The 24,225-nt window shown below is 38.7% G+C and carries 25 protein-coding genes and 1 pseudogene; 11 read left to right on the forward strand and 15 right to left on the reverse strand.

Going from position 1 to position 24,225, the window contains the following annotated elements:
• Positions 1-14: 14 nt before the first annotated feature.
• Both G7074_RS23335 and G7074_RS23340 read left to right on the forward strand, forming a co-directional pair.
• Complete coding sequence (locus tag G7074_RS23335; protein WP_124561435.1) at positions 15-464, forward strand: nuclear transport factor 2 family protein; 450 nt, start codon at positions 15-17, stop codon at positions 462-464.
• A 70-nt stretch (positions 465-534) separates the two neighbouring features.
• On the forward strand, positions 535-1,887 hold the full coding sequence (locus G7074_RS23340) for a PhoH family protein (protein ID WP_124561436.1): 1,353 nt from the start codon (positions 535-537) through the stop codon (positions 1,885-1,887).
• 164 nt (positions 1,888-2,051) lie between these two features.
• On the opposite strand, the gene G7074_RS23345 is transcribed toward G7074_RS23340, so the two are convergent.
• A complete protein-coding gene (locus G7074_RS23345) occupies positions 2,052-3,263 on the reverse strand; it encodes a TCR/Tet family MFS transporter (RefSeq protein ID WP_124561437.1) in 1,212 nt (403 codons plus the stop codon).
• Positions 3,264-3,546: 283 nt separating this feature from the next.
• On the opposite strand from G7074_RS23345, the gene gyrA reads away from it, so the two are divergent.
• The 3 genes from gyrA to G7074_RS23360 all read left to right on the forward strand — a co-directional run bounded on the left by gyrA (position 3,547) and on the right by G7074_RS23360 (position 8,493).
• Positions 3,547-6,132, forward strand: coding sequence for a DNA gyrase subunit A (gene gyrA / locus G7074_RS23350; RefSeq protein WP_124561438.1), 2,586 nt, complete (start codon positions 3,547-3,549; stop codon positions 6,130-6,132).
• Positions 6,133-6,159: 27 nt separating this feature from the next.
• Positions 6,160-7,248, forward strand: a complete 1,089-nt coding sequence (locus G7074_RS23355; RefSeq protein WP_124561439.1) for a tetratricopeptide repeat protein — start codon at positions 6,160-6,162, stop codon at positions 7,246-7,248.
• Positions 7,249-7,347: 99 nt separating this feature from the next.
• Positions 7,348-8,493 (forward strand): lipopolysaccharide assembly protein LapB, encoded by a 1,146-nt coding sequence (locus G7074_RS23360; RefSeq protein ID WP_124561440.1) that lies wholly within the window; start codon positions 7,348-7,350, stop codon positions 8,491-8,493.
• Positions 8,494-8,651: 158 nt separating this feature from the next.
• Here the strand turns inward: G7074_RS23360 and G7074_RS23365 are convergent, their stop codons facing one another.
• Positions 8,652-9,569: a hypothetical protein gene (locus G7074_RS23365; RefSeq protein ID WP_166211653.1), complete on the reverse strand. Its 918-nt coding sequence runs from the start codon at positions 9,567-9,569 to the stop codon at positions 8,652-8,654.
• 195 nt (positions 9,570-9,764) lie between these two features.
• On the reverse strand, positions 9,765-10,136 hold the full coding sequence (locus G7074_RS23370) for a hypothetical protein (RefSeq protein WP_166211656.1): 372 nt from the start codon (positions 10,134-10,136) through the stop codon (positions 9,765-9,767).
• A 264-nt stretch (positions 10,137-10,400) separates the two neighbouring features.
• On the opposite strand from G7074_RS23370, the gene G7074_RS23375 reads away from it, so the two are divergent.
• A complete protein-coding gene (locus G7074_RS23375; RefSeq protein ID WP_166211658.1) occupies positions 10,401-11,099 on the forward strand; it encodes an endonuclease V in 699 nt (232 codons plus the stop codon).
• Positions 11,100-11,163: 64 nt separating this feature from the next.
• Here G7074_RS23375 and hemF read toward each other — a convergent pair.
• The 4 genes and pseudogenes from hemF to G7074_RS23395 form a co-directional block, all read right to left on the reverse strand.
• Positions 11,164-12,055 (reverse strand): annotated as a pseudogene (gene hemF / locus G7074_RS23380) (oxygen-dependent coproporphyrinogen oxidase).
• A 114-nt stretch (positions 12,056-12,169) separates the two neighbouring features.
• Complete coding sequence (locus G7074_RS23385; protein ID WP_166211661.1) at positions 12,170-13,402, reverse strand: MFS transporter; 1,233 nt, start codon at positions 13,400-13,402, stop codon at positions 12,170-12,172.
• A gap of 103 nt (positions 13,403-13,505) precedes the next feature.
• Positions 13,506-13,700: a coproporphyrinogen III oxidase gene (locus G7074_RS23390; protein ID WP_124561470.1), complete on the reverse strand. Its 195-nt coding sequence runs from the start codon at positions 13,698-13,700 to the stop codon at positions 13,506-13,508.
• Positions 13,701-13,826: 126 nt separating this feature from the next.
• Entirely contained in the window at positions 13,827-14,135 is a 309-nt protein-coding gene (locus tag G7074_RS23395; protein WP_124561471.1) for a phosphoribosylpyrophosphate synthetase, read from the reverse strand.
• A 79-nt stretch (positions 14,136-14,214) separates the two neighbouring features.
• Between G7074_RS23395 and G7074_RS23400 the strand changes: the two genes are divergently transcribed.
• The 3 genes from G7074_RS23400 to G7074_RS23410 all read left to right on the forward strand — a co-directional run bounded on the left by G7074_RS23400 (position 14,215) and on the right by G7074_RS23410 (position 16,911).
• A complete protein-coding gene (locus G7074_RS23400) occupies positions 14,215-14,700 on the forward strand; it encodes a DUF4442 domain-containing protein (protein WP_166211664.1) in 486 nt (161 codons plus the stop codon).
• Between the two features lie 10 nt (positions 14,701-14,710).
• Positions 14,711-15,340 carry a helix-turn-helix domain-containing protein gene (locus tag G7074_RS23405; RefSeq protein WP_124561473.1) on the forward strand — a complete coding sequence of 210 codons (630 nt, stop codon included), beginning with the start codon at positions 14,711-14,713 and terminating at the stop codon, positions 15,338-15,340.
• 212 nt (positions 15,341-15,552) lie between these two features.
• Positions 15,553-16,911 carry an MATE family efflux transporter gene (locus tag G7074_RS23410; RefSeq protein ID WP_166211667.1) on the forward strand — a complete coding sequence of 453 codons (1,359 nt, stop codon included), beginning with the start codon at positions 15,553-15,555 and terminating at the stop codon, positions 16,909-16,911.
• Positions 16,912-17,152: 241 nt separating this feature from the next.
• On the opposite strand, the gene G7074_RS23415 is transcribed toward G7074_RS23410, so the two are convergent.
• The 6 genes from G7074_RS23415 to G7074_RS23440 form a co-directional block, all read right to left on the reverse strand.
• A complete protein-coding gene (locus G7074_RS23415) occupies positions 17,153-17,887 on the reverse strand; it encodes a hypothetical protein (RefSeq protein ID WP_166211670.1) in 735 nt (244 codons plus the stop codon).
• A 38-nt stretch (positions 17,888-17,925) separates the two neighbouring features.
• Positions 17,926-18,609, reverse strand: coding sequence for a pseudouridine synthase (locus G7074_RS23420; protein ID WP_124561476.1), 684 nt, complete (start codon positions 18,607-18,609; stop codon positions 17,926-17,928).
• A 42-nt stretch (positions 18,610-18,651) separates the two neighbouring features.
• A complete protein-coding gene (locus tag G7074_RS23425; RefSeq protein WP_166211673.1) occupies positions 18,652-19,554 on the reverse strand; it encodes a histone deacetylase in 903 nt (300 codons plus the stop codon).
• Positions 19,554-20,414, reverse strand: coding sequence for a bestrophin family protein (locus G7074_RS23430; RefSeq protein WP_124561478.1), 861 nt, complete (start codon positions 20,412-20,414; stop codon positions 19,554-19,556). Before G7074_RS23430 ends, G7074_RS23425 begins: the two co-directional genes overlap by 1 nt.
• A 130-nt stretch (positions 20,415-20,544) precedes the next feature.
• Positions 20,545-21,150 carry a DNA-3-methyladenine glycosylase gene (locus tag G7074_RS23435; RefSeq protein ID WP_124561479.1) on the reverse strand — a complete coding sequence of 202 codons (606 nt, stop codon included), beginning with the start codon at positions 21,148-21,150 and terminating at the stop codon, positions 20,545-20,547.
• A gap of 3 nt (positions 21,151-21,153) precedes the next feature.
• Positions 21,154-21,642 carry a GAF domain-containing protein gene (locus G7074_RS23440; protein WP_124561480.1) on the reverse strand — a complete coding sequence of 163 codons (489 nt, stop codon included), beginning with the start codon at positions 21,640-21,642 and terminating at the stop codon, positions 21,154-21,156.
• Between the two features lie 106 nt (positions 21,643-21,748).
• Here G7074_RS23440 and G7074_RS23445 point away from each other — a divergent pair, with 106 nt between their 5' ends.
• Together G7074_RS23445 and G7074_RS23450 are read left to right on the forward strand one after the other, a co-directional pair.
• Entirely contained in the window at positions 21,749-22,501 is a 753-nt protein-coding gene (locus G7074_RS23445; RefSeq protein WP_233603942.1) for a DUF3291 domain-containing protein, read from the forward strand.
• 1 nt (position 22,502) lies between these two features.
• A complete protein-coding gene (locus G7074_RS23450) occupies positions 22,503-22,754 on the forward strand; it encodes a hypothetical protein (RefSeq protein ID WP_124561481.1) in 252 nt (83 codons plus the stop codon).
• A 412-nt stretch (positions 22,755-23,166) separates the two neighbouring features.
• Here G7074_RS23450 and G7074_RS23455 read toward each other — a convergent pair whose 3' ends face one another.
• Together G7074_RS23455 and G7074_RS23460 are read right to left on the reverse strand one after the other, a co-directional pair.
• Positions 23,167-23,502, reverse strand: a complete 336-nt coding sequence (locus tag G7074_RS23455) for a Dabb family protein (RefSeq protein ID WP_124561482.1) — start codon at positions 23,500-23,502, stop codon at positions 23,167-23,169.
• Positions 23,503-23,601: 99 nt separating this feature from the next.
• A complete protein-coding gene (locus G7074_RS23460) occupies positions 23,602-24,099 on the reverse strand; it encodes a YMGG-like glycine zipper-containing protein (protein ID WP_124561483.1) in 498 nt (165 codons plus the stop codon).
• Positions 24,100-24,225: the final 126 nt, after the last annotated feature.

Genomic DNA, 24,225 nt, shown 5'->3' on the forward strand with positions numbered 1-24,225 from the left:
ACCACATTAACGCCATGAAGTACATCATCATATTAAGCATCTTGCTTTTAGGAACCACAGCATCGTTCGCACAAACGAAACAAGATAGCCTAGACATTAAACGCGCCGCACTTGATTACATTGAATCGCAACACAAGCCCAATCCTAAGCAAATGGAACAGGCATTACACCCACGTTTGGTTAAACGGACTTTTTGGAAAGATAAGGCCACCGGAAAAGATTATGTGCGCGAAACATCAGCAGAGTCGATGGTTCTATTGGCTGAAAGCTATAATAAGAAGAGCGACAAATTCCCTGTAAACCCTAAAAAGGATCTTAAGTTTCTTGATGTTTCAGATAGGACTGCTTCTGTAAAGCTATTAGCCGATGAATGGATTGACTATATGCACCTGGTAAAACTGAATGACTCATGGAAAATTATAAATGTACTTTGGCAATATAATGATAGTGCCCAACACCAATAAAGAATTGAAGCACGCTAAAAAAGAATGGCAAACTTTCGGCTTATTATGGCTAAAACCTTAAATTTACTTTATGGCCAAAAAAGATAAAGCAGATCCCGGTTTAACAAAGAAAATTTTCGTTTTGGATACCTCAGTAATCCTTTATGATCATGATGCGATTAACAATTTCCATGAGCATGATGTGGCCATTCCAATCCAAGTGCTCGAAGAACTCGATAATTTTAAAAGCGGTAACGATACCCGTAATTTCGAAGCCAGAAGCTTTATCCGCTTAATTGATGAAACGGCTAAGCAAAAGCTCATCAGCGACTGGACTCCGCTTAAAAAGCCAAATTCGGGTAAGTTTAAAGTAATTCTGAACGAAAACCCACTTGCTGTAAATGCCGAAGAGGTGTATGGCAAGGGCAAAACCGACCATAAAATTTTAAATGCTGCTTTAAGTTTAAAGGCCGAACATCCAGATAAACGCGTTGTGCTGGTATCGAAAGATATCTGCCTGAGGCTAAAAGCCAAAGCCTTATCGTTAAACGCCGAAGATTACGAAACCGGTAAAATTAAAAATGTAGATGAATTATATGCCGGCAAAACTGAACTGCACAATTTTTCGACAGAAATTATAGAGGCCGTAAAACAGCAACCGTTTACTGATGCTACAGATATCGGGCTCCCCGCCAAAAGTGCCAATCATTTCTACATTCTTAAAAACAAAAGAAAAACAGCCAACGTATTTTATAACAATAGCTTAAAAACCATTTCGGCCGTTTCTACTGATGCGATATTTAAAATCAAACCCAAAAATATAGAACAGGCTTTTGCTATACATGCACTTTTAGATCCCCAAATTAAACTGGTAAGCATACAGGGAAATGCCGGAACAGGTAAAACTTTGCTTGCATTAGCCAGCGCATTAGAACAGCGTAAAAACTTCAGGCAGATTTACGTTACCAGACCCATTGTTTCGTTAAGCAACAAAGATATTGGTTTTCTGCCTGGCGATGCGAAATCGAAAACCGATCCTTTTATGGCACCCATCTGGGATAATCTCAGGTTTATTAAAGAACAGTTTATCGGCGACCATAAAATGTCGGAAAAGATTGATGAACTGATCAATACTGAGAAAATAGCCATTGCACCTTTGGCTTTTATACGCGGAAGAACGCTGACTAAGATTTTCTTTATCATTGACGAAGCCCAGAATTTAACTCCTCATGAGGTAAAAACCATTATTTCGAGGGCAGGCGAGCATACCAAAATTGTATTTACAGGCGATATTTACCAGATAGATACACCTTATCTGGATTCGGAAAGTAATGGATTGTCATATTTAATAGAAAACGCCAAAAACCATCCCTTGTATGCACACATTACTTTGCATAAGGGTGAAAGGAGCGAGTTGGCCAACCTGGCGAATGAGTTGTTGTAACTTTTTATTTCCTCCTGATTGCACGGAGCATACAAATGATACCGTAATTTAATCTGCGTTTATCTTCTTAAATCTGCGGGAAAATAATGATGGAATAAACTTGCTTAAATCTCCCGCTGATTTCGCGGATTACACGGATGCGCTTATTAACTTGCGGGAAATAACTAATGGTATTTATTCAACGATCTGATTGCAATAAACAACCCAACCAAAGTTAAAACAGCACTCAGAATAAACGGTGCTCCTGGAAAATACACCGGCGCATGCCCCTCAATAAAATAAGCAAAAATATGGGTCATTACCCAGGGTGCAAATATCGCAGCCAAGCTCTGCAAACCGGTTAAAACGCCCTGCATTTCGCCTTGCGCATTTGCAGGAATCTGGTTAGAAATTAAACCCTGCATCGCTGGTCCTCCAATTCCGGCCAGTCCATAAGGTAGCATAAAGGCAAACATCATCCAGCCCTTTGTAGCAAAAGCAAAAGCCACAAAACCGATTATATACAACATCAAACCAAAATAAACCGCTTTCTTTTCGCCTATTTTTGGTAAAATAACCCGGATTAAGCCACCTTGCACCACACCAATTACCAAGCCCACAAACCCCAACGAGTAACCCACCCATGAGGCATCCCAGTTAAATTTCTCCATGGTGTAGAAAGTCCAGTTAGATTGTACCGAATGACTGGAGAAATACAATAAAAATAAAGTAGCCATTAACCCCATCAAAGCCGGGTATTTGCCAATGCTTCGTAACGAACCTATTGGGTTGGCTCTTTTCCATTCAAAAGCTCTGCGCTTTTCTACTGGTAACGATTCGGGTAAAATAAAATAACCATATAGCCAGTTAATTAGCGATAAACCCGCGGCTACCATAAAAGGAACGCGCGTACCAAAATGGCTAAAGGCGCCTCCCAATACAGGCCCTAAGATAAAACCTACACCAAAAGCTGCACCTACCAGACCAAAATTCTGCGCCCTTTTTTCGGGTGCAGAAATATCTGCAATATATGCTTGTGCAGTAGTAAAACTGGCACCAGTAATACCAGCTACAATCCGCCCAACGAATAACCAGATCATGGAAGGTGCAAAAGCCAGGAAAATATAATCAATACCCAAACCAAACAAAGAGCTTAATAAAACCGGCCTGCGACCGTAGCGATCACTAAGCGCACCAATAATAGGCGAAGATATAAACTGTACTGAGGCGTAAGCGAGCGTTAGCCAACCACCATATTCTGCTGCCAAACCAAAGCCACCACCTGTAAAATCCTGTATCAGCTTTGGTAAAACCGGAATGATGATCCCAAAACCTGTAAAATCTATCAGGAGGGTAACCATAATAAAACCCATTGCCGATTTTTTTTCGTTTGCCATAGTGTAAAAGGTTGATGCGCAAAAGTATCAGAATTACCCCATAAACTCAATTTTAGTTCTCTACAAACCGCATAAAGTCTATCAGGTTTTAAAAACCTGATAGACTTATCCAAAAACGCTTAAACTAACCTACAGCGAATTAAAAACAGTCAGGAGATTCAAAACCCTAATGAAAGCCTAAAACTTTTCCACAATGCCTTATTTCGGCATAATTTTGTTAAATTCGCAAGGTTATAACAATACCTTTTTTAAACATCGTTTTTAGTAACGAGAATAATAATTTATGGCAGAAGATTTAGAGAATCAGCAGAACGACAAAATCATTCAAATTAATATAGAAGAGCAGATGAAATCGGCCTACATTGATTATTCAATGTCGGTAATCGTATCGAGGGCTTTGCCTGATGTACGCGATGGATTAAAACCAGTACACCGCCGTGTTTTATACGGTATGTTGGGGCTGGGCGTAACCAGCGGTAAGCCTTATAAAAAATCTGCCCGTATTGTGGGTGAGGTTTTAGGTAAGTACCACCCGCATGGTGATGCATCTGTTTATTTCACTATGGTTCGTATGGCTCAGGATTGGAGTTTACGCTATCCAATGGTAGATGGACAGGGAAACTTTGGCCACATTGATGGTGACTCTCCGGCTGCGATGCGTTATACCGAGGCTAGGTTTAGTAAACTGGCTGAAGAAATGGTTGCTGATATTAATAAAGATACAGTAGATTTTCAGTTAAACTTCGATGATACCGAGCAGGAACCAACGGTTCTACCTTCAAAAATCCCGAACCTTTTAGTTAACGGATCGAGTGGTATTGCAGTAGGTATGGCCACCAACATGGCCCCGCATAACTTAACCGAGGCTATTGATGGTGTAATTAACTATATCGACAACCGCGAAATCACTGTAGAAGAATTAATGAAGTTTGTAAAAGCTCCTGATTTTCCTACCGGTGGTATCATTTATGGTTATACCGGCGTAAAAGAAGCTTTTGAAACTGGCCGTGGCCGTATTGTAATGCGCGCCAAAGCCGAAATCGAAAACATAAAAGACCGTGAGGTAATTATTGTTACCGAAATCCCTTATCAGGTAAATAAAGCACAAATGATTGAGCGTACTGCTGAATTGGTTGGCGAGAAAAAACTGGAAGGCATTTCAAACATCAAAGACGAATCGAACAAAGATGGTATCCGTATCGTGTACGAAATTAAACGCGATGCCAATGCTTCAATCGTATTAAATAACTTATATAAGTATACTGCGCTACAAACATCATTCAGTGTAAATAACATTGCATTGGTAAAAGGCCGTCCGCAAATGCTAAATCTTAAAGATTTAATTGTGCATTTCGTAGACCACCGTCATGATGTTGTTGTTCGCCGTACCAAATTTGAATTAGCTGAAGCCGAAAAACGTGCACATATTTTAGAAGGTTATTTAATTGCTTTAGATCATTTAGACGAAGTAATTAAATTAATTCGTGCTTCAGAAACTCCGGAGGAAGCCCGCGTAGGATTGATGGAGAAATTTGGTTTAAGCGATCTTCAGGCACGTGCTATCCTCGATATGACTTTACGTCGTTTAACGGGACTAGAACGTGATAAGATTAAAGAAGAATATGCTGAGCTGATGAAAACCATCGAATACTTGAAATCTGTTTTAGCTGACGAAGGCTTAAGGATGCAAATCATTAAGGATGAGTTGGAAGAAGTAAAACAGAAATTCGGCGATGCCCGTAAAACCACCATTGTTCACTCTGCCGAAGATATGAGCATGGAAGATTTCATCGACGATGAAGAGGTAGTAATTACCATTTCGCACGAAGGTTACGTTAAACGTACGCCAGCAACCGAATTTAAAGCGCAGGGTAGAGGTGGAAAAGGATCAAAAGGCAGTACTTCACGTAACGAAGACTTTATCGAACACATGTTGGTGGCCACAAACCACAACTATATGCTATTCTTTACCGAAGCAGGAAGATGTTTCTGGTTAAGGGTTTACGAAATTCCGGAAGGTTCGCGTACCAGCAAGGGAAGGGCAATCCAGAATATCATCAATATTCCGAAAGAAGAGAAAATCAAGGCCTACATTAAGGTTAAAAACCTGAAAGACCAGGAATATTTAGAGAACAACTTTATTATTATGTGTACCAAAAAAGGTACTATTAAGAAAACTTCTCTTGAAGCTTATTCACGTCCGCGTGTTAACGGTATCAACGCCATTAACATTAACGAAGGCGATGTATTATTAGAAGCTTGTTTAACCAATGGCGACAGCGAAATTGTAATGGCTTTACGTTCAGGAAGGGCTATCCGTTTCAACGAAAAAACTGTTCGTCCGATGGGTAGAACTGCTACTGGTGTACGCGGTGTAAGGCTGGCACACGATCAGGATGAAGTAGTTGGCATGATTGCTGTAAACAATCCTGAGGTTACCGTGTTAGTAGTATCAGAAAAAGGTTACGGAAAACGTACCGATATTGAAGATTACCGTGTAACCAACCGTGGTGGTAAAGGAGTAAAAACCATTAACGTTACTGAAAAAACCGGACAATTAGTTTCGATTAAAGACGTTACTGATAGCGAAGATTTGATGATCATTAATCGTTCTGGTATTGTTATCCGGATTCCGGTATCAGCTTTAAGGGTTATGGGTCGTGCAACGCAAGGCGTACGCTTAATCTCACTAAAAGGCGACGACGAAATTGCATCGGTAACCAAAATCGACCACGAGGAAGATGAAGAAGAAACAGTTGATTTAGAAAGTGTTGTAGTTGATGGCGAAGAATTAGAAGCCGATACTACAGCAGAAGCTGATGATGCTGACGAAGATGATGATTCAGATAACGAAACGGAAGAAAATTAACTAAAAATTAAGATTAGAATAAAAATTATGAAAAGAGTATTTCTAAGTATATTTCTGGCAGGTGCAGTAAGCGCTGCTTTTGCTCAGAAAAGCGAAGTTTCAGCAGCAAGAAACGATTGGGGCTTATTCCAGCTAACCTCGTCTAATGCTTCAACTCCACTGGCAAAAAAATTAGAATCTTTAGCAAAAGGATTAGCTCACACCGATAAAGCTATTGCTGATGAAAAATCTAAAGTAATGCCAGAAGCATGGTCATACCGTGCACTTTTTGCATCATCAGCTGCAATTTTAGATTCTGTAAGCACAGCAAATGCTGATGCAAACTTAAAAATTGCAAGAGAAGCAATTGTTGAAGCCAAAAAGCTGGATACTAAAGGTGCAGAGAAAGATAATATCAATTTAGCTGAAACCAACGTAATTAACGCAGTTAGAAACGGTGGTGTAATTGCTTATAATAAAAAAGATTTCAAAACTGCTTATCAAAAATTTGTTCAGGCAACCGAAATTAACCCTCAGGATACTTCAATGTATTTAAACGCAGGTATTGCTGCAAGAACGATTGAAGATTATCCGGGCATGATTACCCAGTTTAAAAAAGTAATCGCTTTTAATGCGCCACAATCTAAAGATCTGTATAATGAAATTATCAGCACCATTTTAGCCAAACAGAAAGATACCACTGCTGCTTTAGCTGTAATTAAAGAAGCAACGGCTAAATTCCCTGAAAACACTGAGTGGATCAAAACTGAGACTCAAATTTATATTGATAGGGGTGATGCTGCAAAATCTGAGCAAATGCTGGTAGCTTTAGCAACTAAAGAACCAAACAATGCAAATTATCAGGTTTTATTAGGAAACATTTATTTCGGTCAGGCTTTAAAATTACAAGCCGACAGAAATAAAATCGATCCTAAAAAAGTGAAAGAATTTAACGAAGTAACCGCTAAAATGAACGCTTTGTTAGATAAATCGCTTCCTTTTTACAAAAAAGCACTAGAGGTTGACAGCAAAAATGCAGGTGCATTAGAAACGTTGAAAACCATTTACGCTTTCAGAAACGACACTAAAAACTACGACGAAATTAAAAAACGTTTAGACGCTTTGCCTAAACAATAATTTAGTTAACGTTTTAAAAAAAGAGCCCTGAAATTTCGGGGCTCTTTTTTTTATGTCTATTTTTATGGTTTATTATAGTTTTACTCATTTCTTTATCCTATGCAGAATTGCTTTAAAATATCATTGATCGCTTTAACTTTAGTCTCTTTTAACGCGGCAGCTCAAAAAAGCCAAATCCTGATCGCAAGAAATTCGGTTGGTAAATTGCAGGCTTCAATTGCCAATAAAGAAGACCAAAAGAAACAACTGGCAATCATTACCGATGGCTTAAAATCAATTGAATCGGCCGAGAAAGACAGTAAAACAAAAAACTGGACCGAAACCTGGTCAATAAAATCCTACTTAACTTCTTTCGCGGCTATAATTGATACCGATCAGGGCAATTCGAATAAATATTACGATACAGCAGTAGAGGCGGTGGCCAAAGCCAAATCGCTTGATAGATACAACGATAATTCTGGCCTGATTAAAGCATCTGACCACAATATCCTGATCAAAAAGCAGGATAAAGGCAACGAAGCTTTTTTCAATAATGAATTTAAGGAAGCTTTTACCGATTTAAAGGAAGTAAGCAATAAGTTTCCAGCAGATACCACATTGGCATTAAATACGGCCATTTGTGCTTTAAACATTCAATCGTACGATGAATCGTTAAATTATTTTAAACGCGCCAAAGAAAACGGCATTAAAAATCCGTCGGTTTACCAAAAAATGGCGCAAATGTATGTAGTAAAATCTGATTATGAAACTGCAATCAGGACGCTGGAAGAAGGACTGGTATTAAATCCGTTTAACCGTTTCCTAACCAACGACTACATTAATCTTTTACTCGATACTGAAAATTACAGTAAAGCCACTTCATTGATTGAAAAAAACTTACAGGTTGAAAAGGGTAGTAAATTACTGTATTTTCTTTACGGTTATTTGCAGCAAGTTGGCGGAAACAATTCTACCGCAATTTTAGCTTACGATAAAGCTTTGGCAACTGATCAGAATTATTTTGACGCATTGTACCAACTGAGCATCGCGTACATCAATACCGCTAACGAAACGCTTAAAAAGAATGATGCCGATAAAGCCAGTAAATACAATGGTTTAATTAATCGCGCACAATTTGCTTTACAGCGCGCCAACGAAATCAATCCGAACGATAAAAAAACTGTTCAGCTGCTGCTTGATATTTACACCCGTAAAAAAGCTACAGACAAAGTTCAGGAGCTTAACCGCAAACTTCAGGAACTATAATTCCAATAAAGATATCGCACTGATTCATTAATTTATTTTGTGATTTTTTGAGCTGATTACAGCGAGTAGGTTAGTATTGCTAAAATACAACTTAACATAATATTAATTATATGACAAATTAATAATCTAAGATATTATCCCTGTAACCTCCGTTTTACTTAAGAAAAACTTAATTTTTCTAACTGATGATTATTCAGGTAAACCAAGGTGTTTTCGTTTGAACAATAAGGCGAATGCTCATCACGTGGAATAATTTTATTTTCATTCGTTTCAATATGGCGAATCCTGATTTTGTTGTAATCCACCTTAACAATGCTTTGGTTGATTAAGAAATAAATATGACCGAAAACATTTTGGCCATATTTGATATTAATCCTTTTTTCCAACGTAATGGAAAATTCTTCAAGCTTTAGAATTACATATTGAATTACAAATCCTTTTTTATCATCGATTTTCAAAGAAGATATTAATTCCGGATTTTCATAATCTTCTATATTAAAAACAGAAAAATTTCCGCGTGGTTCTTCTTCATCCTTAAAAAAATAACAAAGGCTCAGGCGCTTGTAATCTGAAGAGCAAAACAGATCTATCGGATCACCCATGCTTCGGTTATAATCAAAACTGTCTTCTTCAAAAAATATATTTCCATAAAAATCGATCTTCAAGTGCCATTTATTCCATTTTTCAGCTTGGAAAACAGACATATTAAAATAAAAATGACGATCTGGCAAACATTGAAACTTATTGAATTTATGAGTATTGAAAATTTCATCGGCTAAACTGATGGTTTCTTTGTGATTAAGGTCGGCATCAACAATTTCTATAAATAGGCTCTGATTACCCACCCCTTTAACGAGTGCAATTTCATCCGAATTTGCTATAAAATCAATTGCAACTATTTTCTCTATTTCATCCATGCTTTCCTGAATTTCCTCTGGCGCTGAATATGCTATAATGCCATGCTCTCGCTTAAAACTTCGGTTTAATTGTCGGGTAAAAAAATAGATGAATACGACGCCGATAATTTTAGCAATGGCATAGGATGAAGTGAGCATTAAAATTTGGACTAAAACCATTTTAGGTTGTTTACCGCTATTTATTTGTTTTCCGAACCAATTTAGCTAAATAAAACAACTAAGATGTAAATAAAAGGACTTTAGTATGCGGATTTTTGTTACGACTATCTGATAGGAATCCCCTTCTTCCCTTTTGACAAAAAATTCCCATTTGATATTATGCATCAAATGGGAATATCGTTTAAATTTATTTAATTACACACCAACAGCTTCTTCAGCCTGAGATTTGATATAACTATCAACCTGGTCGTGTGGAACTTCTTTTACAGGGATTAAAAAATCTCCGTTTGATCCTGATATTACAATTTGATTTTGGAAATGCCCAGGAAATGATCCTCTCGATATATATGGCGATGTACCACTTGCTAAAGGTCCTGTCCAGCCCATAGAATTAATTTTAAGTCCACCAACAAACTGCGGATCACGTGTTAAGGTAAAGCCATACGAATAGTTTGGCGCATCGCCTTGAACTTCTACAATAAAAATCCCAGGGGTACGTAATCCTGTCCACAGATAAGTTACTGTTGTTTTGGCCGGATTTACCGGTTCAGTTGAATAAAATCCCATTTTTTTTGTTTTATAGATAATCCTCTTTTTTACAAGGGTTTCGGTTTCCCTACAACTCAAGGCTCAATCAGATTATAAAGAACAAAAGAGCGTTTCGCACTGATTATTCCTTAAAGTTGTCAACCAAATATCCAGTAAACAGCTATATCAAAACAGCGTAATATCACCCTTATTTTGCTGCGTATTTCTACTTAGCATTTGAGTATATTTACTGTTGGAACATGATTGATAAAAACTATTTATCTCCAAACTTGTACTTCAAATATGTACGATCATTATAGCTTTCAGGAAGCAACCGCTTACCAAATTGAGCTTGCAAAACAATTAAAATTTGCGCAGGTAGATAAAATTAAAACCATTGCTGGTGCTGATATTTCGTTCAACAAAAACAGTACAACCATGTACGCTACAATTGTGATGCTTGAATATCCGGCTATGGTATTAAAATCTTTTGCTTTAGCCACTTTCGAAACCAATTTTCCATACAAGCCTGGTTTTTTAGGTTTTAAAGAAGTTCCGGCTTTGCTGAGAGTTTGGGAATTAATTGCAGATAAGCCGGATATTGTGGTGCTTGATGGCAATGGAATTCTGCACCCGAGGCGCATGGGTGTTGCGTCTCATTTTGGTATTTTAACCAATCAGGCAACAATTGGTTGCGCCAAAAGTCTGTTGTATGGCGAAAATCATGTGCCTGAACCCAATAAATTTAGCACAACAGTAATTAAAAGCCATGGCGAAACGCTTGGATTTGCACTCCGTACCAAAAATAATTGTGCGCCGGTTTACGTATCGGCCGGGCATTTAATTACGCAGGAACAAAGCCTCGAAGTAATTAAAAATTGTATTGGAAACTACCGGATTCCGGAGCCAACAAGATTGGCGCATAACATTGTCAACGACTTTAGAACTGGCAAACTCAAAGCCGGTTTTCATGAAGTTGTACCAGATTTAACGCTGTTTTAATTATCGCGAATAAAGCATAGGGATGCTGAAATAAATTCAGCATTGACGATTTTAAGTTTAAAACCTACACCCAGTTTATGCCTTTTTTAAGCAATTGCACAGTTTCATATTCTTCAGTACCAACAGCTGGCTGTACATTATAACCCCAATTGGCCTGTGGCGGTAAGCTCATCAAAATTGATTCGATACGGCCATTGGTTTCCAATCCGAATTTAGTTCCAGAATCGTAAACCAGGTTAAATTCTACATAACGGCTCCGGCGCTGATACTGCCATTCTTTTTGTTGCTCAGTAAATTCTTTATCGCGGTTACGGTCAATTAATTCAGTATAAATCGGCAGAAAAGTTTCGCCAACATTGATAGAGAAATCTAAAATCTGCTCCCAGCTTAAATTGGTATTTTCTGGTTTTAACCGATCATAAAAAATGCCGCCAATACCACGGGTTTCTTCGCGGTGTTTAATAAAGAAATAATCGTCGGCATGCGTTTTAAATTTCGGGTAAAAATCTGCGCTGAACTCATCGCAGGCATTTTTTAATTTATGGTGAAAAAACCTGGCGTCATTTTCAAAAACATAATGTGGCGTTAAATCAATTCCGCCACCAAACCAGCGTGTGTTTTCATTAAGTTCGAAATAACGGATATTCATGTGGATAATCGGTACCAGCGGATGGTTCGGGTGGATTACAATAGAAACACCTGTTGCAAAAAAATCGTCTTCGGTTACATTGAAAGCTTTTTTAACGGCTTCGGGTAGTTTGCCGTGTACAGCCGAAAAATTTACGCCACCTTTTTCGATAATCGCACCGTTCTGCATAATCCGGGTACGTCCGCCTCCCCACCGTTTCGCTCCCAAAGCTCCTCTTCAAACTTCCCTTGCCATCGGCAATTTCCAATCCACGGCAAATCTCATCTTGTATTTGCTTATAACGCGCTGCTACTTCTTCTTTCAACATGATGGCTCTTTCTATTTCCATACAAATTTAAGGCTATTAAAATAGCTATACTGATTTATGTTTAGATAGTACATTTTATTGACATTGACTGTGATTCGACCAGCCTGCTTTTGATTATTCCTCCAGGTAATCGAGGTCTTTACTAAAGCTTTCTTTTAAATACAATACAGAAATCATCGCAATTGCCGTTAAAACCCCCATTACAATAAATGCTGCCGGAATGATGTGATAACGGTGTACAAAAAACTCAAAAAGGAAAGTAATCGGAATTAATGCGCCACGTACAAAATTGGGTGCGGTGGTGGTTACGGTAGAACGGATGTTGGTACCAAACTGTTCGGCTGCGATAGTAACAAATGTAGCCCAATACCCAACAGCAAAACCCATAAACAAGCAAATGAGGATAAAGTTACTTTCAGTTAAACCGGTACTGGTAAGATAAACTATAACAGTAATTACTGATAAACCCTGAAAAATAAGCACAGTTTTCCTGCGCGATCTTAAAACCTGAGCCAGTACACCGCAAACTACATCACCAATGGCAATACCAAAATAAGTGTACATAATTCCTGTGCCGGCATTCAAAATATCTTTAGCGCCCAAAGCCTTACCAATTTCGGGCGATTGTGTAACCAGGATACCTACAATAAACCAAAGCGGAAGCCCCAAACAAATGCAAGCCAGATATTTCAAGAACCGTTTACGATCGGAGAATAGCATAAAAAAGTTACCTTTTGAGACCGCTTTATCCTGCTCAGCATTTTTAAACATCCCCGATTCGAAGGTACCTATCCGTAAAAACAATAATAATATGCCCATACCACCACCTACGAAATATGAGGTTTGCCAATAGAAATGTTTCCCAATTGTTGCAGCAGCAGCGGCACCCAATAAGCCTATTCCGGCCACAACCATTGTTCCGTAACCACGTTTTTCTTTATCCATGGTTTCGGTAACCAGGGTAATCCCTGCACCAAGCTCTCCTGCTAAACCAATACCTGCAATAAACCTCACAATAGCGTAAGCATGTATATCAGTAACAAAACCGTTGGCTATATTGGCTAGTGAGTACATCAATATAGATCCGAATAATACCTTAATGCGGCCAAATTTATCGCCAATAATCCCCCATAATAACCCACCAAACAATAAACCAAACATTTGCATGTTAAGCACATATTCTCCTTCGGTACGCATGTGCTCGGCCGAAATACCAATATCGGTAAAGCTTTTTAAGCGGACTACTGAAAATAAAACAAGATCATAAATATCAACGAAATAGCCCAGGGCGGCTACAATAACTAAGAAAATTACATTACGTTTGTTGGTTTGGGCTTGCTGGTCCATTTAAATATTTGGGTTTAGTCGCTGAAAGTACGCATTAACACAAATAAATTAAAATAGATTTTAAAATAAAAGCCACACTTTCTGTAGTGTGGCTTTTATGTGCTTAATGCAACATCTGTTTTGTGGTATCAGGAAGTTTTTTCGTTGTGTCAGTCATTTTCTTAGTGGTATCCATCACTTTGGTAGAATCCGTCTTCGTGCTATCTGAGGAACCAGCCATATTTTTAGACGAATTGCATGCTGAGGTGGCTATTATCAAAGAACCAGCAAAAGCAAGACTTAAAATTGTTTTTTTCATAGTTTTTATTGTTATCTATAATTCTAACAACCTTATAATCATTTGGTTTTAATTTTCTTCGCTAACCACATTATTGTTTAAAGGCATCAAACTGATTATCAAATTATAAACTGCAACGACATAAAATTATGCATGGTGTATTTTCAGCTTATTCAGCAGTTCGGGAGAAACGTTTTCGGCATAAACCCCATAACCATCTACCAAAACGCCTTTCAAACTTCCGGTATTCGATGAAATGGCATACACCACCGAACTATCTGCCGGATCGGTCATGCCTTCAAAACGGTAAACTTCTTCAATTTCAAACTCCTCCGGCATCAGAAACAAATTAATCGATTTGCATTCCAGTCCAACAGCAGTTAAATTAAAATCCAGGTTATAACCCCGGTGGTCTAAATCGCTTAAAGCGGCGGTAATGGTGTCGTATACATGCATAACCTAATTTACGCAAATATTACCAAATCAACCGCTATAAAACTTTAAAAGGTGCTAAAACTTTCTGATATTAGTAAGTATGATTATTTCTCAAAACACCCTTAAATGGGTAATGCGCTTTTACCCTCCGTTATTTTTTCAGCGCATTTGGGTTCAGAAATTTGAAAATGAATTTAGAAGCTGCACGGTTAAACTGAGTAAAAGTTTCCTGAATAAGAATTACAATGGCTCTATTTTTGGTGGAACAATTTATGCAGCAACCGATCCGTTTTACGCTTTATTATTTGATCAGTTGATGCAGCGTGAAGGATTTAAAGTACGTGTATGGCTTAAAAGCGCTTCTATACAATATTTAAAACCCGGACGCTCAACTTTATATTTTACCATCACCATAACCGACGAAATGCTTGTAGAAGCTACACGTGCGCTAAAAACCACCGGAAAGTTTGTAAAAGCCTATCCGATGGAAATTACCACCAAAAGCGGCGAATTGTGTGCTACTGTAATGAATGAAGTATATGTAAGAAACCTGCACCAGGGCGAAACTCCCCGTGTTGCCTATTAATTTTTAGATTATGCCGAGTATCAAGAGTTTAATTATGCAGGGCGAAGGTGTTATGCTCGATTTTAAGAAAACCATTAATAATACCGAGAAAATTGCGAAAAGCCTTGTGGCCTTTGCCAATAATAAAGGTGGTAAATTGCTGGTTGGCGTTGCCGATGATGGTTCGATTAAAGGTGTGAAATCGGAAGAAGAGGAAAAATACATGATCCTTACTTCGGCGCACCAGTTTTGCAAACCTGCAATAGAACCCAATTTTGAAGAGATTTATGTTGACGACAAACTGGTATTGGTGGTAAACATTCCCGAAAGTGATACTAAACCTCACTATGCGCTCGATGACCAGAAAAAATGGTGGGCCTATATCCGTATCGATGATAAAAGTGTGCTCGCCAGTAAAATTATTGTAGAAGTATTAAAAAACGACTACAAAGATAAAGGCGTGTTGATTTCTTATTCGGATAACGAAAAGAAACTGCTCGAATATCTGGAAGAAAACGAAAAGATAACGCTTAAAGAGTTTAGTAAACTGTTGCGCAGTTCTTACCGCAAAGCCCAAAAGATACTGGTTAATTTAATCCTCACGAACGTAATCAAATCGCATACTACTGAGCGGGAGGAATATTTTACAGCGGTACGGTAGGTTTTTCAAACACATTACACTCCTCTATTATTGATTGACGTAAATAAAAAGAGGTGTCATCTCGACTGGAACGTAGTGGAATGGAGAGATCTAGCTCGATAGATTTCTCGACTGCGTTGCACTCCGCTCGAAAGGACGCTAACCTAGGGGTGTATATTAACTTTTCTACACTCCTATTTTTTGAGGTTTAAAAACCCGACCTTTGTCTACCTATGTTTTCTAAAATTTACCAAAAATATAAACCCTACTATAAAGAAAATCTCCATCTTGCCTTACCTATTGTAGGCTCACAGGTTGGACATACGCTGGTGCACATGGCAGATAGTATTATTGTAGGCCATTTTACAGACACTACTCAACTCGCTGCCGTATCGCTTGTAAACAGCATTTTCATTCTAATTCTCGTAATTGGCCTGGGCATTTCGTATGGTTTAACGCCCCTGATTGCGCAGGAAAACGGCCGTCAGAATTACGAAGAATGCGGCCGCTTATTATCAAACAGCTTAATCATCAATATTTTAATTGGTGTCGTGCTTTATTGCCTGGTACATTTCGGCGTATTATTGGTTATCGATCACCTCGATCAAACACCAGCTGTTGTAAAATATGCCAAGCCATACCTAGGACTGCTTTCTGTATCCATCATTCCATTGCTGATATTCCAGACCTTTAAACAGTTTGCAGAAGGCTTGGGCTTTACCAAACAGGCCATGTTCGTATCGATATGGGGCAATGCCTTAAACATTACCCTGGGAATTATCTTTGTTAAAGGAATGTTCGGCATCAAACCTATGGGGGTAAGTGGTGTGGGTTGGAGTACCCTAATCGACAGGCTTTTAATGGCAACAGTGATGTGCTTTTATGTTTTAAGGTCAAAACATTTCAAAAAATATCTGACTCATTTTAAAGCTACTTTTATTGATAAGGCACGTGCGCTAAAAATTATTAAAATTGGTGCGCCGGTAGCCATGCAATATTCTTTCGAAATCAGTGCTTTTAGTGGCGCGGCAGTATTAATTGGAACCATCGGCGCAGTAGAGCAAGCTGCACACCAGATTGCCATTAGCTTAGCTGCAATGACTTACATGATGGCCAGTGGTGTAGCTTCAGCCGCTACCATTAAAACCGGCACCAATTTAGGCAAGAAAAATTTTGATGATCTGCGCAAATCAGCCATAGCCAGTTACCATGTTATATTACTATTTATGACTTGTACAGCCATAATTTTTGTGCTGGCGCATAACATTATGCCTTTTATTTATACCGAAGATCTATCCGTGGTAGCCATTGCAGCTCAATTGTTGATTATTGCAGGCTTTTTTCAGCTTTTTGATGGGACTCAGGTGGTAGGCCTCGGCGTATTGCGCGGGCTGGGCGATGTTAATATACCCACTTTTATCACCTTTCTGGCATATTGGGTAGTTGGAATCCCTGTAGGTTATTTGCTGGGCTTTAAATTCAATCTGGGCGTAAACGGAATCTGGTATGGTTTAACTTTTGGTTTATTAACGGCTTCTATCCTATTGTTTTTACGGTTTCAGAATAAAACGAAGGCGCTAAATAACCAATAATCTGACTACAATGAGCAAGAGTTATGTTAAGCACCCTGCATATCCAATCCTTCGACAGGCTCAGGATGACAAACTATAGGAAAAATCAAAAATTAGCTCCCTGCAAACCAATGAACTAATGACTAATGAACCTGATTATACAGTCCTTCGACAGACTCAGGATGACAGGCCATAAGAATAGAACCTGAAAATGAGCTCACTGCAGCCAATGAACCATTGACAAATGAACTAATAAACCAACCTACTTCCCAGCCACATTAACCACAACTCCGATAGTAAAGATAGAATTGCCCGCCGACATGTATTTGCGACTCTTTAAGCCAATATTACTACTTGTTGTATATTGGAGCTGGAAAGTTTTACTTAAAGCCATACGCGTAAAGAAAACAGGCTCAAAGAAAATATTATCTTCTTTTGGCTGAACTACTCCGTTTAAAAAGAAACGATCCATTTTTACGTGACTAATCCTCAACGCTGTCCCATAATTGATTGGAAAATCCTTTCCGAACAAATGCAGGTTATTTTTCTTTTTAGAACTGTAATTAACCTGCAAAAATGCTTTGCGGTAATCTACCTCCTGTAATTCGCTGCTAACTAAAACATCATCCTTAAAATCACGGAAAGTAATATCACTCCAGCCTTTTCCAACACCGCCGTAAATTTCAATAATGCGGTTATTATCCGGACCAAAAGTATCAAAATACCCTCCTCCAATTTCAATCAGTTTATGTCCGAAATCTTTGGCTTTTCTTTCACTGTTCATGGTTGATCCACTAAAAAGTACACCAATGTGATCGGAAACCGCATAGGCACCATTAATACTGGCATTACCCTTTAAAGAAATGTGACCGCCTCCGCTAAACTCTCCCTGCTTACTAAGCATCGGGGTATTTGGAACGTTGGGCATGTAAACTGAAGAACAACTGGCTACAAAAAGTGCTAAAACCGGAAGGGAAAAACGTAAGTATTTAATCATAGATGCTATATAAACTGATTTTGAAGGCAAAAATTGTGCTAGCGTTCCATTTTCATAAAATCCATCACCCTTTTAAATTCATCGTGTAAACCAGCTTTAAGATGTATTTGTTTCTGACTAACCGGATGAATGAATGAAAGCTCAGAGGCGTGCAGCAACATGGTGGTCATATCCCACTGTTCTTTAAAAAACTTATTCTGTTTATTACAGCCATGCGTCCTATCGCCAATAATGGGATGTAAAATGTGGCTGAAATGGCGCCTCAACTGGTGCATTCGGCCTGTTTTAGGGCATGCCTCAACGAGCGAATACCGTGAGGTAGGATGTTTACCAAAAGCAACATCAACTTCTGCCCTTTGCAATGTTTTAAAAGAGGTAAAGGCATCTTGCATGGTTCCATTCTCTTTAGCTAAAGGATAGTCTATATCCATCATATCAGGTGTAAAGCCCCTTAATATGGCGAGGTATTTTTTATCGGTTTTAGCATTCATAAATTGCTGATGCATAGTAATTTCAGATAGCTTATCAAAAGCAAACAATAAGATTCCGCTTGTTTTTCTATCCAGCCGGTGTACCGGACTTACATGTTTACCCACCTGATCCCTAAGCATCTGCAAGGCAAACTCGGTAGCATCACGCGCAATAGACGATTGGTGAACCAGCAAGCCGTGTGGTTTGTTGATTGCAATCAGGTTTTCATCCTCGTAAATAATCTCCAACATATCGGCGCGAAGATAAGGATATTATAGTTTTGGCGTAACAGCCTAGGCAAATAAATCAAAAGCCAGCCTGTAGGTATTGCAATGTGCATCTACAATTTCTTTAATATCTGCCGAATAACCACCACCCATACTCACCTGTAAAGGCAAGCCTTTATCTTTGCAAGCCTGCAGTACCACCCTGTCTCGTTCTTTACAGGCGGCCTTACTTAAAGCCAGCTTCCCCAGTTTGTCGGTAGAGAGTACATCAACCCCCGAAAGGTAAAAAACAAAATCGGGCTTTGATCTTTCAAAAGCATTTTTTAGGCTGGCATGTAAAAGTGCAAGATAAGCTTCGTCTTTCAGACCGTCTTCCAAGGCTATATCCAAATCAGACAGCTCTTTCCGGAACGGGAAGTTTTTATCGCCGTGCATGGAAAAGGTAAATACTTTAGGCTCATTTTGGAAGATTTCGGCAGTACCATTTCCCTGATGCACATCTAAATCTATAATTAATATACGATTAGCCAAATTACTATCTAATAAATAGTTAGCAGCAACAGCCTGATCATTTAACAAACAAAAACCTTCGCCCCAATTACTACCAGCATGATGTGTTCCGCCGGCTACGTTAAAAGCTATACCATGCGCTTTGGCATAATGCGCACCATCAATCGTGCCTTGTACAATACGGAGTTCGCGCTCCAGCAGCTGCGCATTTAGCGGAAAACCAATTCTTCGCTGATCGCGGAGTGAAAGGGTTAAATCGCGCAATTGCTCCCAATACTCCCTTTGGTGGGTTAAACGAACTGTGGCTTCATCAACACAATCGGGATGAAACAAATTGGCCTGCGATATGGTACCTTCATGCAAAAGCTGACCGGGTATCAACTCGTATTTTAGCATGGGGAAACGGTGCCCTTCCGGTAAAGGATGCGCATATAATTGATGCCAGGCAATTTTAATCATTAGCTTAAAATCTCCTCTACATGTTTTTCTATATTGGTGCAAATCTGATCAACCGGCAAATCGTTCGCATCCTGACCAAATGGATCTTCTATTTCTTCAGCTATCAACTCCAAACTCGCTAATACATAGAGAATAAAGGGAACAATCAGCACCAGGTAATAGCCTAAACTAAATACCCAGCCAATTGGAATGGTAAGCACATACACAAAAATAAACTTCTTGATAAACACACTGTATGAAAACGGAATAGGCGTATTCTTGATCCTTTCACAACCACCACAAATATCAGTAAACTGGTTTACATCATTAGTAAGCACAATTAGTTGCTCCTGCGAAACCAACCCTCTTTCGAGCAAATTATAAAGTCTCGAAATCATACTGCTAGCAATCTGGTTAGGAATATGTTTATGCTCCTCTACCTCGATCAAAAAGCTGTTTTTGCCAAAATACTTTTTTTCCCTTAAATGCTCTTTTAAGGCAAATGCGTATTTAGGAATACCATATTCAAAAAACTTTAAATCTTCTTCCGGTAATTTTAACGCTTTAATCTTCATTGCAAAATTGCGACTTACATTGGTTAGTCCACCAAGTAACTTCCTACCATCCCACCACCTGTCGTAAGAAGTATTGGTCCTAAATACGAGCAGCATGGAGATTACAAAACCCAGTAAGCTGTGCATCATACCGATGTTACTCACATAATCGCTTTTGGATAACTTAAAAATATTGAGCTCCAGAAAAGAAACCAAACCCGAAAACGCAGCCACACTTAACATCAAAGGCCATAGTTTACGGAAGGTATCGGCTTTATGGATATGAAAAATAAAAGTAAACCAATCTTTAGGGTTGTAATTAATCATTTCAGCTGTTTTAATTAGATAGCACGTCGTTATTAGGGAAATTCACCTTCTCAATATTACAAAAAAAGCAGGTAATGTTTCCAGTCCTGCTAGCAATTATTGCTTAATACCTTAGGAAGTATCTATGTTATTAAACTTTGTTTGGCTTGCTTACATATTTATTGCCTTTTACAAAAAAGCGCCACGGCAATAAAGCATGTTCTTGCGCGTAGGCGATACCAACCCTTGGTGAAGCCGCAATTTCTGCTTCTTCATACCGGATATTATGATCCTCTACCCAGATTTCGTCACCACCTAAGTGTTTTGCATTAAAACCTTTATCAATCCCCAATGCCTTTGCGGCAGAACCCGGACCGGCCGCTATTGCTCCTTTTGTATAAGGCATTTTGCGGCGCGCTTCAATTACATCAATACCTACCAGTGGTTCGATACCCCTGATTAACACAGCATGCGGTTCGTTTTCTACAGATGTGACAATATTGAATAAGTGATGCATGCCATAGCAAAGATATACATAAGCTACCCCGCCTTTCGCATACATGGTTTCGGTGCGGTTTGTCCTACGGCCACTATATGCATGCGACGCCTTATCCTTTACACCAAAGTAAGCTTCCGTTTCGACAATTATGCCTGCGGTAATCTGATCATCAACTTTCGTGTACAACACCTTACCCAACAGATCTTTTGCGAGCGCAACCACATCTTCATTCAGGTAATATTCGGTTTCCAGTTTCAAAAATTATATCGATAAATTATTTAACAAAACAACGATAACCTGCTCCAAATAAAGTCGATCTGTATCATCAAATTTATTCAATACTTCGCTATCTACATCTAACACACCAATTACTTCATCTGCTACAATTAAAGGAAGCACGATCTCAGATTTTGACGCCGAAGCACAGGCGATATGCCCCGGAAATTCTTCCACATCAGGCACAATAATGGTTTCGGCCTTTGCCCATGAAGTACCACAAACGCCTTTTCCCTTTTTTATGCGCGTACAGGCAACTGGTCCCTGAAATGGCCCCAAAACCAATTCATCCTGTTTCACCAGGTAAAAACCTACCCAAAACCACCCAAACTGTTCTTTTAATGCAGCAGCAACGTTAGCCATATTGGCTACAAAGTCGGTTTCGCCATCCAGTAAAGCTTCTATTTGAGGAATAATGGATTGATATTGTTCCTCTTTTGAGGTATTTCGGGTTATTGTTAAATCTTCTGCCATCTTACTAATTCTATAACCAAAGTTAATGATGATTTGCAATAAGCAATGCTATTGCAGATTTAATGACGAAATTTTGAACGATAACCTATCCTTAAATTCATTAGTTTTGGCAGTTAAAACTTCGACTGCTTTGATTACAGCCTTAACCATTACAAAATTTCGTGGCCTTACCATTCCCTTTGCTTTTATAGGCATGGCTGTTTTGCGTTTACCCTTGTGGCTCAACAAAAAATGCAGGTTCTGGAAATTAATGGGTAGTGGCAAAAATGCAGAGATTGATCTGGCTACCGATTTCAAACACTGGGCATTACTTACCACCTGGGAGTACCAGGAAGATTGCGAAGCTTTTTACCGCAATTCGCTGGTAACAAAATGGTTTAACTTCTTTGGTCTGGAAAGCTGCACCACCTTATTAAAACCTTTATCAAGCCATGGCTTATGGTCTAAAAAAGAACCTTTTAAGAGTGACAAAGACAATAACGAATACAACGGAAAAATTGCTGTGATTACGCGGGCTGCGATCCGGTTTAACCGTCTGAAAGAGTTCAGGCAAAACATTAAAAGAGCTTCCGATGCCATGAGGACTGCCCCCGGATTTATCCTCGCTGCAGGCATTGGAGAAAATCCTTTTCTGGATCAGGCTACTTTCTCCATCTGGGAAAATGCCGAAAGCGTAAAAAATTATGCCTACAAAACTTTTGACCATGCCGATGTGATTAAACTAACCAGAGCACGCCAATGGTACAAAGAAGAACTATTTGCGCGTTTTGAAATCATAACCAGCTACGGTAAACTAAACGGCATACCGATTAACGATTACCAACCACAAGTTAACCCCACCAAACCTAAAATTATTTAAAATGAGAGTTATAGCAGAATTACCACACCCTGAGTGTAAAATCACCATCTTTTCTATGAACCAGAAATACATTGTGAAATTTGAACAAGGCTCCTTCGAGCAAAGCTATAAATTAGCCGAACTCGACCTGAGTGGAGGGGGTGTAAATGATGTATTCGAAATACTTGACGAAGCATTTATCACAACAGTTATTGAACGCTTTAAATTAATGCGGAGCGATTTTACAGCCGCTTATAACAGGCATCAATATTAAATACGTAAATAGCTGATTTACTGATTATTAATATATAAATCAAAATTATATTTTGAAATTTAAGCTGTTTCAGAGAAACAAAACTACATTTAAGTCAGCATTTAGTTTAATTAAACAAATTTAAAATACTGATATAATGACAATTAACAATATACACAAAATATAATTCCGACTGCTTATTTTGCCAAATATATGGGAGGTTTGGTACAGAAACGTCATTTCGAAGTGTAACGAAGTCGAGAAATCTGTATAGATAGATTTCTCGACTTCGCAACCGAAGAACCGGCAGGCTCCATTCAATAGCTATCAGATCGAAATGACAATGATATTATTGGGTTTATATTTAAAGATCTCTCCATTCGCTGCGCTTCAGTCGAGATGACGATTACCGAAATATAGGTTGGGTTTGATCTTAAGCAATCACCGTATCGTGTACCACTACCCTGTACCAGTTTTTCGAGAATTTCTCTACAGCATCAAGATGTGTCTTATCTTCCTGATAAGCATTATGATCTTCGATATTTGCGAAGGTTATGGTTAGAGAGTAAGTAAACGAATTATCGGTAACCGGACGTACGGGTGTGTTTGCGGCCAAACCATAACTTAAAGTTTTAATGTATTTAATGGGCTTCAGGCTTTCGAAGAAATTGGCAAAATCGGCTATTTCACTTTTGGTTAACTGTGGTTTTAACCAGAACATTACAAAATGTTGAATCTGGCCTTTATCAGCTAAAGTTTGGTCTGTCATGAGGATTTTTTTTTGCGCAATATAGAAATGATTTTATGGTGCACAAAAAAAGCGTTGCGATTTTTACATCGCAACGCTTTTATTATATTAAGTAACCTGTTAGTTCTTAGGCTGAACACGACCTGATTTTCTATCTTCCCCTCTACCGATCAAATAACCACCACCAGCGCCCACTAAGCCACCAATAATGGCGCCACGACCTTTTTTCTTATCAATTAAAGCACCACCAACAGCACCGGCAGCACCGCCAATTACAGCGCCTTTAGCAGCATCACTCCAGCCTTTTTTCTTAGCTGTTGGTTGTGTACCACCGTAAGCACCGCTCGAACTACCACCTGAGCTTGCATATGACCTTGAAGAATTAGCTCCAGCCCTTCTTGCCGCTGCAAGTTCTGCCTGATGTTTAGCTTCTTTTTCCTGTTCTACTTTAGCTACTTCTGCTTTTTTAAAGCTATCTAATCTTAAACTATCCTTTACAGCTTTAATAGCCAACTGCTTTTCTGCCTGTTGTTGTTTTAATGCTGCTTCTTCTTTGGCCTTATTGTTACAGGCAAACATTACTGAGCTTAGTGCGATTACCACGAATATCTTTTTCATAACTTTTAGTTTTAAATGACGTTTGTCTGGCCCCTAACCTGCCAAACAATTTTCATTTGCATGTGCGATTTTAGTTAATTACAGATACTAAAGAAAAAATGATGCCAAAATGTTTTATAAAAGAAA

The organism is Pedobacter sp. HDW13 (assembly GCF_011303555.1).
Classification (GTDB): Bacteria; Bacteroidota; Bacteroidia; order Sphingobacteriales; family Sphingobacteriaceae; genus Pedobacter.